This window comes from Paenibacillus sp. FSL R7-0273 (assembly GCF_000758625.1).
Lineage (GTDB): Bacteria > Bacillota > Bacilli > Paenibacillales > Paenibacillaceae > Paenibacillus_AQ.
Genome location: NZ_CP009283.1, coordinates 5,800,246 through 5,816,582, shown reverse-complemented (window position 1 = coordinate 5,816,582; position 16,337 = coordinate 5,800,246). Strand labels below are relative to the sequence as shown.

The following is a 16,337-nucleotide window of genomic DNA, read 5'->3' as shown; positions in this document are numbered from 1 at the left end:
ACAAAGGTGGTACCGCGAAAGAATGGCCTTTCGTCCTTTGAGACGAAAGGCCTTTTTGTATGTTCACAAGCTTATAAGTCTTCAACTCAAACCGTATCTTAATGGAGGTTCAGAACATGGCTGATCAAGGCAAAGCGGCAGAGATGCTGCCGGACACGCAGGAAGCGGCAGCGCAGGCTGCAGCTGACAATAGCACCAAGAACGACATGCCGACTACGTACGATCCGAAAGCGGCAGAGCACAAGTGGTACACCTACTGGATGGAGAATGAATTCTTCAAGGCCGGCCAGCGGCCGGACGCAGAGCCTTACAGCATCGTAATCCCGCCGCCGAACGTAACGGGGATGCTGCATATCGGGCACGCGCTCGACTTCACCCTGCAGGATATTCTGATCCGCACGAAGCGGATGCAGGGCTTCGACACCCTTTGGCTGCCGGGAACGGACCATGCGGGTATTGCTACCCAGACCAAGGTGGAGCAGAAGCTGCGCCAGCAGGGCATTTCCCGCCATGACCTCGGCCGCGAGAAGTTCCTGGAGCAGGTATGGGCCTGGAAGGACCAGTATGCCGAAACGATCCATGAGCAATGGGCGAAGATGGGCCTGTCCCTGGACTATTCCCGCGAGCGCTTTACTCTGGATGAAGGCCTGACCAAAGGCGTACGCCAGGTCTTTGTAGAGCTGTACCGCAAAGGCCTGATCTACCGCGGCAAGCGCATTATTAACTGGGACCCGGCTGCACGTACAGCCCTGTCCGATATTGAGGTTGAATATAAAGAGGTTAACGGGCACCTGTATCACCTGCGGTATCCGCTGAAGGACGGCAGCGGCCACATCACTGTAGCCACTACACGTCCGGAGACGATGCTCGGCGATACAGCGGTAGCGGTGCATCCGAAGGATGAGCGCTACAAGGATCTGATCGGCAAAACGCTGATCCTGCCGATTATCGGCCGGGAAATTCCGATTATTGCTGATGATTACGTAGATAAGGAATTCGGCAGCGGTGCGGTAAAGATTACTCCGGCTCATGATCCGAATGACTTTGAGGTAGGCCAGCGCCACAATCTGCCGCAGATCAATGTGATGGACGAAGGCGGCGTAATGAATGAGGAAGCCGGACCGTATAACGGCCAGGACCGCAGCGAATGCCGTAAGAATATCGTTGCTGATCTGAAGGAGCAGGGCGTCCTGATTTCGATCGAGGATCACGTACACCAGGTAGGACACAGCGAGCGCTCCGGCGCCGTAGTTGAGCCGTATCTGTCCACCCAGTGGTTCGTAAAAATGCAGCCGCTGGCTGAGGTTGCCATCAATGCGCAGAAGGAAGGCAACGGCGTTAACTTTGTTCCTGAGCGTTTCGAGAAGACCTACCTGAACTGGATCGAAAATGTACGCGACTGGTGTATCTCCCGCCAGCTGTGGTGGGGACACCGCATTCCGGCCTGGTACTCCGAGTCTACAGGTGAAGTATTCGTAGCCTACAGTGAGGAAGAAGCCCGTGAAATGAGCGGACTTGATGATCTGAAGCAGGATGAGGATGTACTGGATACCTGGTTCAGCTCGAACCTCTGGCCGTTCGCCACACTGGGCTGGCCTGACGAGAGCAGCAGCGACTACCAGCGCTTCTATCCGAACAACGTGCTTGTTACCGGATACGACATCATCTACTTCTGGGTAGCGCGCATGATCTTCTCCGCCTTTGAATTTACCGGCCAGAAGCCGTTCGCTGATGTATTCATGCACGGCCTGGTGCGCGATGCCGACGGCCGCAAAATGTCCAAATCGCTCGGCAACGGGATCGATCCGCTGGATGTTATCGAGCAGTACGGCGCGGACGCTATGCGCTATATGATTTCGACCGGTATTACTGCCGGGCAGGATCTGCGTTTCCGGATGGAAAAGGTAGAGCAGGCCCGTAATTTCGCCAACAAGATCTGGAACGCATCGCGCTTTGCGCTGATGAATCTGGAGGGCGTAAATTTTGCAGATATTGACATTACAGGTGAGCTTACTACGGCTGACCGCTGGATTTTGCACCGCCTGAACGAAACTTCCCGCGATATTACGCGTCTAATTGACTCGTACGAGTACGGCGAGACCGGCCGTCTGCTGTACAACTTCATCTGGGATGATCTGTGCGACTGGTATATCGAGTTCGCGAAGCTGTCGCTGTACGGCAGCGATGCTGCTGCTAAGGCCAAAACCCAATCGGTGCTCGCCTACGTGCTCGACCGCACGCTGCGCCTGATCCACCCGTTCATGCCGTTCATTACCGAGGAGATCTGGCAGCATCTGCCGCATGAGGGTGCGACGATTACGCTGGCAGAATGGCCTAAGTACGATGCAGCGCTTGAGAGTCCTGAGGCTGTAGCCGAAATGAACCTGCTGATGGACGTTATCCGTGCGGTACGCAACATCCGTGCAGAGGTTAATGTGCCGATGAGCAAAAAGGTAGAGCTGATCATCAAGGCAGGCAGCGCAGAAACACTCAGCATTATCAGCCGCAACGATAATTACATCGGACGCTTCTGCAACACATCTTCGTTTGAAGCCGGACTGGAGCCGCAGACGCCGGACAAAGTAATGTCCGCTGTGGTTACCGGAGCAGAGCTGCTGCTGCCGCTGTCGGGGCTGATCGATATTGACCAGGAAATCCTCCGTCTCGAAAAAGAAGTGCAGACGCTGAACAGTGAAGTGGAACGCGTTGAGAAAAAGCTTGGCAATCAGGGCTTTGTTGCCAAGGCTCCGGCTAAAGTCATCGAAGAGGAACGGGCGAAGCAGGCGGATTATTCCGCTAAGCGCGAGAAAGTGCTGGCCCGCATCGCAGAGCTGAGAGGATAAGGGATATGGAAGAGATGATTAGGAGCGGTAACGCCGCTCCTTTGGGTTCTTATACAGAAGCAGTGGACTGGATCAACGGGCTGATTCCGTTTGGCATCCGTCCGGGGCTGGAGCGTATTGAGCTCCTGATGGAGAAGCTTGGCAACCCGCACCGCAGGCTGAAGTTCATTCATGTGGCAGGGACGAACGGCAAAGGTTCGACCTGTGCTTTTTTGACAAGTGTGCTGCTGAAAAGCGGCTACAGTGTAGGGACGTTTACTTCCCCGTACATCACGAAATTCACCAATCGTTTTCAATATAACGGTACGGATATTCCCGAAGACACCCTTACTGCGCTTGCGGAGAAGCTGCGTCCCTTAGTGGAAGAGATCGCCGCCGGCGAGCTTGGTTCACCGACCATGTTCGAGGTCGCTACAGCACTGGCTATCCTCTACTACGCCGAATGCTGTTTCCCTGATGTAGTCGTATGGGAGACAGGGCTTGGGGGAAGGCTGGATGTAACGAACATCGTAATGCCGGTTGTTTCCGTAATTACCAATGTCGGACATGACCATACTGATGTGCTGGGCGATACGCTGGAGAAGATTGCCTTTGAGAAGGCCGGGATTATTAAGCCCGGTGTTCCTGTGGTCAGCTGTGTCAGCCAGCCGGAGGTTATCTCTGTCCTGAAGGCCAGGGCAGAAGCCTGCCGCTCAACGCTCTATCTGGCCGGGGAGGACTTCAGCTACGAGCTTGCGCGGATTGAAGACGGTGTTCAGCATTTCAGCTTCAAGGGTCCGTTCCGCCCGTTTGAGGCCGGCATTGCCATGAAAGGCGAGCATCAGCTTAGCAATGCAGCCGGAGCGATGATGGTGCTGGAGGTTCTGCGCCAGTACATGGCTTTTGTGCTGGATGATGAGGCTGTGCTAGATGGCTTCCGCGATACCTTTTGGGCCGGACGGCTGGAGGAAGTAAGCAGCCAGCCGCGGATTGTACTCGACGGTGCGCATAATCCTGAAGGTGCGGAGAGTCTGGCGAGAAGCCTGCCGCAGTTTTATCAGTACGGTAAATTAAATTTACTCATGGGGATGCTGGCTAATAAGCATCATGAGTCATACTTCAAGCATATACTGCCTATAGTGGATACGCTCATCCTGACCGAACCGGATTTCCGGAAGAAAATGGACGCGGAAGAACTGCAGGTCATCGCAGAACGTCTGCGGGAGAAATATGCCAAGAGCAATTTGGAAATTATAGTAGAACGAAATTGGGGCAAGGCGCTGCAGCTGCTGCAGTCGATTACGTCGGAGAAGGATCTGGCGGTCGTGTCCGGCACGCTGTATCTGATTTCTGATGTACGCAGTACGCTTTTGCAGCAACCCGATTCTGAAAAAGGCTGGTGACGAACTGTTGGATACTACTGAACGTGTACATTTTATAGGGATCGGCGGCTACGGAATGAGCGCGATTGCCCGGGTAATGCTGGAGATGGGATACACGGTTACGGGCTCCGATGTGGCTGCCCAGGAATTAACCGAAAAACTGATTGCCAAAGGTGCCAAGGTCTATATCGGACATACGGCGGAGCAGGTCAAAGGCGCAGATCTGGTCGTCTATTCGACCGCGCTGGCCAGCGACAATGTGGAGTGGGTGGAGGCTGAGCGCCTCAACATTCCGGTGCTGCACCGTTCGCAGATGCTGGCACGGCTGCTTAATGAACGCAAGGGGGTTGCCGTTGCAGGGGCGCACGGCAAAACAACCACCTCCTCGATGATCGCGCTGATCATGGAGGATTGCGGAGTGGACCCGACGTATATTATCGGCGGGGAGATTATGAATGTCGGCACAAATGCCAAGGCAGGACAAGGGGAATTCGTTGTTGCGGAAGCAGATGAAAGCGACGGCTCCTTCCTCCAGTACCACCCCTGGCTGGCGATTGTAACCAATATTGAAGCGGATCATCTGGAGAATTACGGCGGTGACTTCGGCAAGCTGAAGGCCGCTTACGTCCAGTTTATGAATCAGCTGCGTGAAGACGGCACGGCGATTGTATGTGCTGATGATGAGACAGCCAGCTCTCTTTTGTCTGAAGTGAAGGGGAGTATTATCACTTACGGTATTGATTCTCCGGATGCGGACTACACTGCTACTGATATCGTGCTGGGAGACAGAATGGTCTCCTATACGATGAATCATCAGGGACAGGTGCTGGGCAAGATTGAGCTGTCCATCCCGGGCAAATACAATCTTTATAACTCGATGGCAGCGGTAATCGCCTGCCTGAAGTCAGGCGTTGCCTTTGAAGCCATTGCTGACGCCATCGTGAAATTCCATGGCGCGAAGCGCCGCTTCCAGGTGCTGGGCGAGGTTAATGACATTCTGGTCATTGATGACTACGCCCACCATCCGACGGAGATTCAGGCTACAATCAGCGCCGCCAAGGCTACCGGCAAAAGGATTATCGCCGTGTTCCAGCCGCAGCGCTATACCCGTACCTTCTTCCTGCTGGATGCCTTCAGCCGTGCCTTCAGTGAAGCGGATGAGGTTATTATTACCGACATCTACTCGCCGGCCGGTGAGAAGCAGATTGAAGGGGTGACCTCTGCGAGGCTGGTGGAGCTTATTGTGCAGAACAGCAATTCCAGCGCAAGGCATCTGCCGACCAAGGAAGCGGTGCTTGCCGATCTGCAGGGCCGGATCGCTCCGGGCGATCTCGTGCTTACCATGGGCGCGGGTGATATCTGGAAGGTAGGCTATACCTTGGCAGAAGAACTGCGCGGACACGCGGCAAAAGAATAATTCAATCACGCTGTTCCTGCAGCTGCAGTGATTACGCGAGCCAAGCGTATTCCCTCTGGATACTCAGAGAGAATACGCTTTATTTATAGGTTTTTCGGGGCCCCCGCAGAGTATCTGTGTCTGCCTCCGTGAGTGGCACCGCTTTGTGGGGTATTTTGCTGCAGGTCAATTCTTGGCGGGTGTCTGCCGATAATAAACTTGGAGTGCTGAGAGCACAATGATAACGTCATTAATCCCCGGACATGTGGTGGTGTAGATATGGATTTTCAGCTTGATATCGGAACCTTATTGTACCTTTTTATCTTTGGAAATTTATTTACGGGGCTCTTAATAACCTTTTACCGCTTTCATTCGCCGAAAGATATGGCTTCCCTCCTGTTTATCAGCGGCAAATGGGTGCAGGTGCTCTTTTGGAGCTCCATCCTGCTGTGGGATTCTCTGCCGCATAAGCTGATGATTCCGCTCAGCAATTTCCTGATTCTGCTGGGGGGACTGCTGGAAATTACCGCACTGCTGATGATGATGGATATATTCGGACGGACGGCCAAGCTGTATTTTACGGCGTTGACGGCTGTAAGTGTGGCCAGCTTTTGCATAATTGCACTGTTCTTTAACCAGGCCAATCTGCGTGTGGCTTCAGCTTCACTGTCTGTGATGCTATATGTCCTGTATCCGGCTGTCCGGCTGACCACAGGCAAGGAGACACCTCCGCTGCAGCGGATTACCGGTTATGTTTTTTATGGAATTGCCTTTACTATGCTGGGCCGCTTCTTCGTAGCGCTGTTTGTTGAACCGCAGATGGGTGCGTTATCGGCCAATATGGCGCAGTATCTTTATTATGTGGGCATGTTTTTCATGCTCGTAACGGGAACCGCAGCCTTTATTCTTCTTTCCAATGAGCATTCCTATGAAAAGCTGAAAAGAATTGCTACCTACGACTCCCTCACCGGTATCCTTAGCCGCAGGGCATTTTTGCTGGAGGCGGAGCTGAAGCTTGCCCTTGCTGTGAAGAAGGGACAGGTCTATTCCCTGCTGCTGCTGGATCTTGATCATTTCAAGAGAATTAATGATACCTACGGGCATGATAAGGGAGATAAGGTTTTGCAGGATTTTGCCTTTACGGTGGAGAACAATCTTGGCAACGGTGATCTGTTCGGAAGAGTGGGCGGAGAGGAATTTGCAGCCGTTCTGTACGGTCCGGATGAAGCTGAGAGTATAAATAAGGCAGAGCAGCTGCGGAGGGCGGTAGCTGAGGCCTCACAGACCGGCGGACACGGTAAATATACAGTAAGCATCGGGGTCATTACGGTTCTGCCCGATTCGCGGACCTCGGTGAACATGCTGTTCAAGCTGTGCGACCGGGCGCTTTATCAGGCCAAGCAGGAAGGAAGAAACCGGGTTGTCTGTTACAGCTGCCTGGAGGAGTAACCGCCCGGTAAATACATATAAGAATCAGGAAAAATGCGGGCAGGAAGGTGAGCCTCATCACGACAGCTGTCAGTTTTGATTTTAATACCATGCTGGTATGCCTTTTTATCGTCAATTTATTTACAGTCCTGTTCATGCTGTCGTACCGTTCGAGGTATCCGGAGGGGAGCGGACTGAGGATATATATCACTGCCAAGCTGATTCAGCTGCTGATCTGGGCGCTGCTTCTGCTGGAGGCGGCTGCAGAGCTGCGCGGTATCCGTCTGCCGGTTATGCTCTTATCACTGGCCGGGGGAGCCGGGGAGGCTTTTGCCCTGCTCAAGCTGCTCGGTGCATACAGCGGAGCAGTCAGGCGGCTGTATTTCTGGCTTGCCGGCCTGTCAGGCGCAGGTATGCTCGTGCTGGAACGGCTGCTGCCGTCAGCTGCGCCTGCCGGTGCGCTGGCTGCAGCAGCGGGGGCAGCCATGATTGCGTACCCTGTATATCTGCTATGTGTGAAGCGCAAAGAAACGCCGCTGCAAAAGCTGATGGGTCTGCTCTACAGCCTTGTCATAATCGCACTGCTCGGACAGGCTGTCCATCTTATGCTGGCATCCGGCTTGAATCATTTATGGGTTAATTCCTTGCTGGAGGGCATGTTCTATATCAGCCTTTATCTGCTGATGTTTCTGGGTACCGCCGGGTATATGCTGCTCACGCGGGAGCATACCTACGCCGAGCTTGAGCGCGTGGCAACCTATGATGAGCTGACCGGTCTTCTGAACCGCAGAGCCTTTGTGCTGCGAGCCCGTCCGATGATAGCGGCTGCGGCCAAGGGGAATCAGCCCTTTTCTTTTCTGCTGCTTGACGTTGACCATTTCAAGCACATTAATGATAGCTTTGGGCATGACACCGGGGATAAAGTGCTGTGGGATTTCTCGCGCAAAATCGAGGAGCAGCTCAGCAGCGGTGACCTGTTCGGCAGATTCGGCGGCGAGGAATTTGCAGTGCTTTTGCACAGGGCTGATGAAGCAGACAGTGAGGAGCTTGCCGAACGGCTCAGGCGTTGCGTGCTGGGTGCCGTTATTGATGATACCCTGCTGCCGTACACGGTCAGTATCGGAGTTATTACCATCCTTTCGGAGAAGCGGATCAGCCTGAACCGATTATACAGGCTCACGGACGCCGCCTTGTACGAGGCTAAGCAGACAGGCCGCAACCGGGTAGCCAGGACCTATGAATACAGCATTTTAGCTGACGAGACAGTACCTTCCTCATTATGAGCAGGGTGCTTTTTTTTTAGCATATTAAAACTTTTATATATTATGAAATAATTTTCAAATAATTAAGAAAAATTTCCATTATGGAGTGGGATTGGGCATACGTATGGGTAATATATCCTAGACATCAGCGCCAGGGCAGATTGTGATACATATAGAACGTAGGAGATGTGATGATGACCAAGGAGAGAATCCTGTTTATTTCCGCAGAAAACCCTTTTCCGCAGGACAGCGGTGGCAAGCTGAGAACCGGCAATATCCTGAATCTGCTCAAGACCAAATACGAGGTGGATCTGCTGACATACCGGAATAAGCGGGGAGAGGGACTGCAAGAGTATGCCCGGGGCTTTAATGTTCATGAGGTGGAGCGCACGGTGAGCTATCGCCAGGCCATGCTCCGCTCGCTCTATAAGTGGCGGAATTGCTCATACCTGAGTCATGCGGATAAGGACATGCAAGGCCGGATCGTTACGCTCAGCAGAGAGCACCGTTATGCTCAGGTCTTCATTTCTCACAGTCTGCTCGGCTCCTGTATTGATATTGTGCGCAGGGAGCTGCCTGAGGCGGTCATTATTACGGATGCGCATAATTTTGAGAGCAGCCTGTCTGCCCAGCTGGTGAAAAAAAAGCAGGGACTCGCCAGGCTCTACTTCAGGCTAAATGCGGTTTGGACCAGACAGGATGAGCTGAAGCTGATGGATAAGACAAGCCTGCTGCTGGCTACCTCGGAGCAGGATGGTCTGGCCTTCCGGGCCCTCTCAGCCAAAAATTCGCATAAGGTGCATGTCATCCCTAACTTTATCCGGATCAGCGACTATATTCTGAAGCCGGATTCGGGCAAAGAAAAGTGGATCATTCTGCCGGGCAACATGAACTATTTTCCGAACATTCATGCCGCCTCCTATTTCAGCAGGGAGATTTATCCCCTGATCAAAGCCGAGTTCCCGGATATTAAATGGTATATCGTCGGCCGGGATGTTCATCCGGAGGTTGCCGCCCTGGCTAAAAAGGACCCCTCTATTGTCATTACCGGTTACGTTGATAGTGTTGCCGATTATGTGCGGAAGGCCGGGGTTGTGGTTGTTCCCCTGCTGGAGGGCAGCGGTACGCGGCTTAAGATACTGGAGGCCTGGGCCCTGAAGACCCCTGTAGTCTCAACCGCGATTGGTGCGGAAGGCCTGCTCTGCGAGCATGGAAGCAATATTCTAATCGCCGACAGTCCGGCAGCCTTTGCCGGCAGTGTGCTGCAGCTTCTCCGGGACCGGGAGCACGGGAGACAGCTGGCGGATAATGCCTACCGGACACTGCTGGCCAATTATGAGGCGGAGAGTGTGAAGGAGAAGCTGCTGAGCCTTGTCTAAAGATATTCATATTTATAAGTTTTTTAATAAAATCTCCCATGAATCGACAGTCTTCTGCAGAAAATTGCGCTACTATTGATCTACAACTAAAGTTTCATAACGGGCGGCCGGATATGTATCCGGCTTGCTTTTTCTGCGGAAGAAGCTGTTATCCGTTATTTATACAGGCCAAGGAGTAGAGAGATGAGAGAGAAGCTGCTGTACCTGTCCGCCCGGAACCGGGGGCTGGAGGAAGATGTAGAGGAAGAAGCCCGCACCGAAGGGATGATTCGCATCCTGATGGAGCGGTTTGATATTGATTTGCTGGAGTTCTGCAGCAGCCGTAACACCCAGCTGAGGCCCGACCCTGCGTTAAGAATACATGCCGTTACGCCGGCGCCGAGGCCGCATACGATACTGAGGAATTCGCTCAATAAGCTGCGCGGGAGCACCTTCCATACCGAGACGGATAAGGATCTGCAGGCTGAGATCAGACGCCTGTGCGGGTCCAATCAATACAGCCATGTATTTATTACCAGGGGTCTGCCTGGCAGCAGCATCGACCTGTTGTCTTCGCTGCTGCCGGATGCCGTTATCATTACAGATGCCCTGCGGCTGGAGAGCCGGCAGGCAGAGGGCAAGGCAGCCGGCAAACGCGGCTTAAGCAGACGCTACCATATGCTGAATGCAGCGCTGTCCCGGCGTGATGAGCGCAGGCTGCTGAACAAGACCGGGCTGCTGCTGACTGCCTCGGAGTGGGAAGCCTTATCCTTCAAGGCTCTGTCCTTTGCAGATGCGGGCAAGGTTCATGTCGTGCCGCAGTTCATTGACATGGACGACTACGTCTACAGCGAGCCTCCCGTCAAGGAGGATGCGGTTCTGCTGCACTGGAATATGCATACAAGCCAGGGCAGGGATACTGCACTGACCTTTTATAAGAAAGTGTACCCGCTGATTAAGGACAAGGTTCCGCATTGCAAATGCTACATTGTCGGGCGGGAGATTCATCCTGAGGTGTCCGCGCTGGCCAAGCTGGATTCCTCTGTAATTGTCATAGAGGGCGGGGATGCGTCTGACTATATCCGCCGTTCCAAGGCCGTAGTCGCCTCACTGCGTGAGGGCTGCGGCGGCCAGCTGCGCATTCTGGAAGCGTGGGCGCTGCGTACGCCGGTGGTTACCGGGGTGAAGAGTGCAGAAGGCCTGACCTGTGAGCCGGGGCGCAACATTCTGCTGGCCGGCACCACCGGGGAAACTGCAGGCCATGTGCTGAGGCTGCTGCAGACGCCGGAGCTGGGAGCGATTATCGCCGATCAGGCTTACCGGACACTGCAGAAGCATTATGAAGCCGGCAGCGTTAAGGCTAAGGTGCTTAGCCTGGTGTAAATATAGTAATATTATTATCGCAAAATAGCATATAACCCTCCTCTCTATCATATATTCTATTAACGAAATTAGGATAGTGGGGTGTAGATGTTGACTAACGGAAAGATGACGTTCCGCTTTGATACAGGCACAGGTAAGGATGGACAGGCAGGGAAAAGCGGGGGACGCGAGTCCGGCCGCGGCTCTCTCGGAACGGCCAGTGACTATAGCGCAGACAGGAATAACAGTGCTGACGGGGATAAAAGTCCGGGCAGGATTAGCAGCGTTGACGGGGACGGAAGTGCGGACAGACATACTAGCGTTGGCGGGGAGTACAGTGCTGGCGGGAGTTATAAGGCTGGCGGGGAGTACAATGCTGGCGGGAGTTATAAGACCGGCGGGGAATACAGTGCTGACAGGAATAATAAAACCGGCAAAAATTATAATATAGTGTCCTATCGTAATGCTAAAGCAAATGCGGATGCCAATGTGAATGCGAATGGCAATGCGAATGGCAATGCGAATGCGAATGCTTCGGCTGATGTCTGGCCGTATGATACGGCGGGTGAACCGGCTGGACGGGATCAGAACGTGGGCCGAAATGACAGAGGATTTGAACCGGGGCTGCAGCCTGTACGGTATGTGGAATGGGAGACCTCAGGCCGCAGCTCCGGATCTGTCAGCTCAGAATCTACCTTCTTCCGGGCTGAGCCGGTGACCGATTTGTGGGAGAAAAGCCCGCGCCGTATTCAGGATAATGATGCGGAGGATCAGTACGGATATAATACGCAGTATTCTGAGCCTCCGGAGGACGAGGAGCCCCGGGAATTCGGGGACATATCCTACTCCGGGCTCGGCTACGGGAACGGAGGCTACTACCAGACACGGCGGCCTGCCCGCTGGTGGAAATTTGCCCTTTCCGTTGCCGGAGCGCTTGGCACAGGCCTGCTGCTGGGCTATGCGGCGTTGAACTTCATCAGCGGCGTGAACGACAGCGCAGACGGGCCTGCGAATCCGGCGGCTGTGCAGAATGAAGCCGCTGGCGCCTCCGGACAGCCGGTTGATGCGGCTACCGGCCTGCCGGCCGCCGGAGAGAGCAGCGCTGCCGGACGCATTCCGGTTGCCATTGCTGCGCAGAGCTACTACCTGCTGCAATACGGGGTGTTCAGCACTCCTGACGGAGCAGAGCAGGCACAGCAGGAGCTGCTTGCTGCGGGGCTTGCTGCCGGGACTGATCCTGACGGGGGAAACCGCGTATATGCCGGGATGTCGCCTGACCGTGAGCAGGCTAAGCTTCTGAGCAGCGGACTGCAGCATCAGGGGATTGAGCTCTACGTCCGGGAGGTAACACTGCCGGCTGCAGAGCAGGCTGTTTTTGCCGGGCAGGCAGAGGCGGTAAACAGCTATTTCGCAGCCAGCGCTGAGCTGCTGAATGAGCTAAGCGGCCTGTCCGCTACGTTGCTCAGCGGAGCCGGCGGTCCAGCCGATACCGCTGCCGTCACGGATCTGCATATGAAATGGACTGAAGCGGTCAAAGCGCTGGAGCCCGGTTTAAGCGCTGAGGGCCAGAGCCTGTGCGCCGGCCTGGAGAAATCGGCGAGCCAGGGAATCGCTGCTCTGAACGAATACAATAAGAACCAGGCACAGGGCCTGCTCTGGGAAGTACAGGAATCCGTGCTGAGCTTCCTCGCCGGCCAGAAGACCCTGCTGTCTTTACTTAAATAGTCTGAACAAGCATCCCCCGGCTGCGTTAACCCGCAGTACCGGGGGATGCTTCTATGTCCTGACATCATAATGCTTATTATTCGCTTATGTGGATGAGTGATGGAGGGGAATGGCGGATTAATGAAGGTTGATGAACAAATTAAGTGGAAATTCGTCACCTAATTCCTCATCAGCCATCGAAAAAAGAATATTAGTGGGAAAAAGGACACTTAATTTACCGGATTCCGCTGTAATCAGGTTTTTTTGCTAAATTAAGTGACTAATTTCCACCTAATGATTAAAAAAGTAGAAAGTTGGAGGAATTAACTGTCGAAAATCCAACTAAATTTAGAGGCCCCACGTCTGCGGACCTTTGGGCCGCTAACCGAGTAACCGACCCAGCCACCGAGCAACTCAGCCACCCAGCCACCGAGCAACTCAGCCACCCAGCCACCGAGCAACTTAGCCACCGAGCAACTCAGCAACTCAGAGCCACCCAGCACCCGAGCACCCGAGCACCCGAGCACCCGAGCCACTCAGCCACCGAGCAACTCAGAGCCACCCAGCACCCGAGCACCCGAGCACCCGAGCCACTCAGCCACCGAGCAACTCAGAGCCACCCAGCACCCCAGCAACTTAGCCACCGAGCCACTCAGCCACCCAGCAACTAAGCACCTAAGCACCTAAGCACCCCAGCAAGTGAACCCCAACCCCAACCCCAACCCCAACCCCAACCCCAACCTTATACCTATCCACCAAGACGCTCCGCAGGACTTGTATCCCGCACGCCCAATACGCGGCTGAGGCATGTCCGGTGGTAATCATTTCCGCTGCGGATTTTGAGTTTGTATTGAGCCCCGTTTCACCGTATAATAATTAGGGTGTCAAAAAATGGCGAGGGAAGACGTGGATGAAGAAGAAAAATGTAGGAACACTGCTGTTATTTCTTATTCTGGGCTGGCTTGCCGGGGCGTGGATTGCCAAGCTGCTGGAGCCTGTAAAAGCCCTGTCTTTGCTTACAGCCTCGACTATACTCAAGTGGTCGCCGCAAGCCGATTTGGACATCATAACCTATGACATCACCATTCATTTGAAATTGAACCTGCTCAGTCTTGCCGGTATGATTACAGCCGTGTGGCTGTACCGCAGGCTGTAGCTTTCAGCTGCTGATTTTAGAAGGGACGTTTTATACAGTGGAGCATGACAACCCGCGAATCATTATTCTTGCTTCAGGCTCGCCGCGCCGCCGCGAGCTTTTGTCCAATCTCGGCCTGCCGTTTGAGGTGCTGGTCAGCGATGCGGATGAAAGTACACCTGCGGACTACACCCCGGAGATGATCGTGCATACCCTTGCCCTGCGCAAAGCGCAGGCTGCAGTGTCTGCTGCCGGAGAGCGGAATGCGGTTGTTGTCGGCAGCGACACGATTGTTGTGCTGGACGGTAAAGTGCTCGGCAAGCCGGCGGATGAGCAGGACAGCCACGCCATGCTGAGCATGCTTCAGGGCCGTACCCATCAGGTGTATACCGGCGTTGCCTGCATCGGACTGCCGGACGGCAGGTCTGAGGTAGCGCACCGCGTAACCTCAGTAACGATGAGGGCGCTCAGCGAAGATGAGATCTCAGCTTACATAGCGACCGGCGAGCCTGCTGACAAAGCCGGCTCCTATGCGATTCAAGGACTCGGTGCGACATTTGTCGAAGAGATCCAGGGCTGTTATTTCAATGTGGTCGGGCTGCCGCTGTCGCTGCTTGGCGGCATGCTGCCCCGGTTTGGCATATCTGTGCTGGGCCGGCAAGGATAGTACAGGAGAGAGGGATAGGGATGGAGTCGCAACCGTTTATGCTGCGGGACCTCCCCCATGAAGAACGACCACGAGAGCGCATGATGCATTATGGGGCGGAATCACTGAGCCAGGCAGAGCTGCTGGCCATACTCCTGCGCACGGGAACGCGCCGGGAATCAGCCATTCACATCGCCCAGCAGCTGCTGGGCCATTCAGGCGGACTCCGCGGGCTCGCGGACCTCAGCATTGAAGAACTTACGAATATCAAAGGCATCGGCCCTGCCAAGGCGGTGCAACTGAAAGCAGGCATAGAACTGGGCAGGCGGATGGCGAACTCCAGGCTTACTGAGCCGGTCATCATCCGCAGCCCGCAGGATGCAGCAGAAATTCTGACCGAGCAGCTGCGCTATCTGCAGAAGGAGCATTTCGTCTGTCTGTTCCTGAACACGAAGAATCATGTCATTTCGCAGGAGACCTTGTCGATGGGCAGCCTCAACGCTTCGATTGTGCATCCGCGCGAGGTATTCCGGGCTGCGATGAAATACAGCAGTGCGGCAATTATCTGTGCGCATAACCATCCGAGCGGCGACCCTGCGCCAAGTCCCGAGGATATCGCTCTGACATCCAGGCTGGTTCAGGCAGGCGAGATTGTTGGAATTGACGTGCTGGATCATCTGATTATCGGCGACAGCCGGTTTGTAAGTTTGAAAGAAAAAGGCTTAATGTAATATAATTGTGCAGATTCATTAGGAAAAGGAGAATACAAGCATGTTAGGTGGTTTTACGAAAGATTTGGGGATTGACCTGGGGACAGCAAATACGCTTGTCTATGTTCGCGGTAAGGGAATTGTAGTAAGAGAGCCTTCCGTGGTTGCCATTAATACGGATACTAAGACGATTGAAGCAGTGGGCGAATCCGCCAAAAAAATGATCGGACGCACGCCGGGCAACATCCGTGCCATCCGTCCGATGAAAGACGGCGTTATTGCCGACTTTGATACAACGGCGACGATGATCAAATATTTCATCCGCCAGGCGCAGAAGCAGCGCTCCATGTTCCAGCGCCATCCGAACGTGATGGTCTGTGTACCTTCCGGCATTACTGCAGTGGAGCAGCGTGCCGTTGAGGATGCAACCAGACAGGCGGGCGCACGTGAAGCCTACATTATTGAAGAGCCTTTTGCTGCGGCCATTGGTGCGGATCTTCCGGTATGGGAGCCGACAGGCAGCATGGTGGTGGATATCGGCGGAGGAACAACGGAAGTTGCGGTTATTTCACTTGGCGGTATTGTAACCAGCCGTTCTGTACGTGTGGCCGGCGATGAAGCGGATGAGTCAATTATCCAGTACATCAAACGCCAGTATAACCTGATGATCGGTGAACGCACCTCCGAGCAGCTGAAGATGGATGTCGGTTCAGCACTGCCGCTGGAGAAGGCTGAAACGATGGAAATCCGCGGCCGCGACCTGGTTACCGGACTGCCTAAGACGCTGACCATTACCTCGGATGAGATTTGTGAAGCTTTGTCGGATACGGTAAATGCGATTGTTGAAGCTGTAAAAGTAACGCTTGAGAAATGTCCGCCGGAGCTGGCGGCCGACATTATGGACCGGGGCATTGTGCTGACCGGCGGTGGCGCACTGCTGCGCAATCTGGACAAGCTGCTGGCACGTGAGACAGGAATGCCGGTTATTGTAGCCGAGAATCCGCTGGACTGCGTCGCGATCGGTACAGGCAAGGCACTGGAGAACATTCATTTGTTCAAGAGCCGCAACAATACAGGACTGCGTACGAAACGCTAAGGCTTACTGCTGATTGTGTACATCAACCCCTGATAC

At 54.2% G+C, this 16,337-nt stretch carries 12 protein-coding genes; all 12 read left to right on the top strand.

Annotation, left to right across the window (positions count from 1 at the left end; genetic code table 11):
- Positions 1 to 143 precede the first annotated feature (143 nt).
- The 12 genes from R70723_RS24995 to R70723_RS24940 all read left to right on the top strand — a co-directional run bounded on the left by R70723_RS24995 (position 144) and on the right by R70723_RS24940 (position 16,301).
- The gene (locus tag R70723_RS24995; RefSeq protein WP_047171528.1) at positions 144 to 2,843 is read left to right on the top strand and encodes a valine--tRNA ligase; all 2,700 of its coding nucleotides are present in this window, start codon (positions 144 to 146) and stop codon (positions 2,841 to 2,843) included.
- Between the two features lie 5 nt (positions 2,844 to 2,848).
- The gene (locus R70723_RS24990) at positions 2,849 to 4,225 is read left to right on the top strand and encodes a bifunctional folylpolyglutamate synthase/dihydrofolate synthase (RefSeq protein ID WP_039876475.1); all 1,377 of its coding nucleotides are present in this window, start codon (positions 2,849 to 2,851) and stop codon (positions 4,223 to 4,225) included.
- 7 nt (positions 4,226 to 4,232) lie between these two features.
- Positions 4,233 to 5,621 (top strand): UDP-N-acetylmuramate--L-alanine ligase, encoded by a 1,389-nt coding sequence (gene murC / locus R70723_RS24985; protein ID WP_039876473.1) that lies wholly within the window; start codon positions 4,233 to 4,235, stop codon positions 5,619 to 5,621.
- A 258-nt stretch (positions 5,622 to 5,879) separates the two neighbouring features.
- Entirely contained in the window at positions 5,880 to 7,049 is a 1,170-nt protein-coding gene (locus tag R70723_RS24980) for a GGDEF domain-containing protein (RefSeq protein WP_039876472.1), read from the top strand.
- A gap of 47 nt (positions 7,050 to 7,096) precedes the next feature.
- On the top strand, positions 7,097 to 8,311 hold the full coding sequence (locus tag R70723_RS24975) for a GGDEF domain-containing protein (RefSeq protein WP_039876469.1): 1,215 nt from the start codon (positions 7,097 to 7,099) through the stop codon (positions 8,309 to 8,311).
- 170 nt (positions 8,312 to 8,481) lie between these two features.
- Positions 8,482 to 9,669, top strand: coding sequence for a glycosyltransferase family 4 protein (locus tag R70723_RS24970; protein ID WP_081957487.1), 1,188 nt, complete (start codon positions 8,482 to 8,484; stop codon positions 9,667 to 9,669).
- A 183-nt stretch (positions 9,670 to 9,852) separates the two neighbouring features.
- The gene (locus R70723_RS24965) at positions 9,853 to 11,031 is read left to right on the top strand and encodes a glycosyltransferase (protein ID WP_039876466.1); all 1,179 of its coding nucleotides are present in this window, start codon (positions 9,853 to 9,855) and stop codon (positions 11,029 to 11,031) included.
- Between the two features lie 87 nt (positions 11,032 to 11,118).
- Entirely contained in the window at positions 11,119 to 12,735 is a 1,617-nt protein-coding gene (locus tag R70723_RS32345) for an SPOR domain-containing protein (RefSeq protein WP_052421461.1), read from the top strand.
- An 889-nt stretch (positions 12,736 to 13,624) separates the two neighbouring features.
- Positions 13,625 to 13,870, top strand: a complete 246-nt coding sequence (locus R70723_RS24955; protein ID WP_039876464.1) for a DUF4321 domain-containing protein — start codon at positions 13,625 to 13,627, stop codon at positions 13,868 to 13,870.
- A gap of 37 nt (positions 13,871 to 13,907) precedes the next feature.
- Complete coding sequence (locus R70723_RS24950; protein ID WP_039876462.1) at positions 13,908 to 14,516, top strand: Maf family protein; 609 nt, start codon at positions 13,908 to 13,910, stop codon at positions 14,514 to 14,516.
- 20 nt (positions 14,517 to 14,536) lie between these two features.
- Positions 14,537 to 15,226, top strand: a complete 690-nt coding sequence (radC, locus tag R70723_RS24945) for a RadC family protein (RefSeq protein WP_039876461.1) — start codon at positions 14,537 to 14,539, stop codon at positions 15,224 to 15,226.
- Positions 15,227 to 15,266: 40 nt separating this feature from the next.
- The gene (locus tag R70723_RS24940) at positions 15,267 to 16,301 is read left to right on the top strand and encodes a rod shape-determining protein (protein ID WP_039876459.1); all 1,035 of its coding nucleotides are present in this window, start codon (positions 15,267 to 15,269) and stop codon (positions 16,299 to 16,301) included.
- Positions 16,302 to 16,337 lie beyond the last annotated feature (36 nt).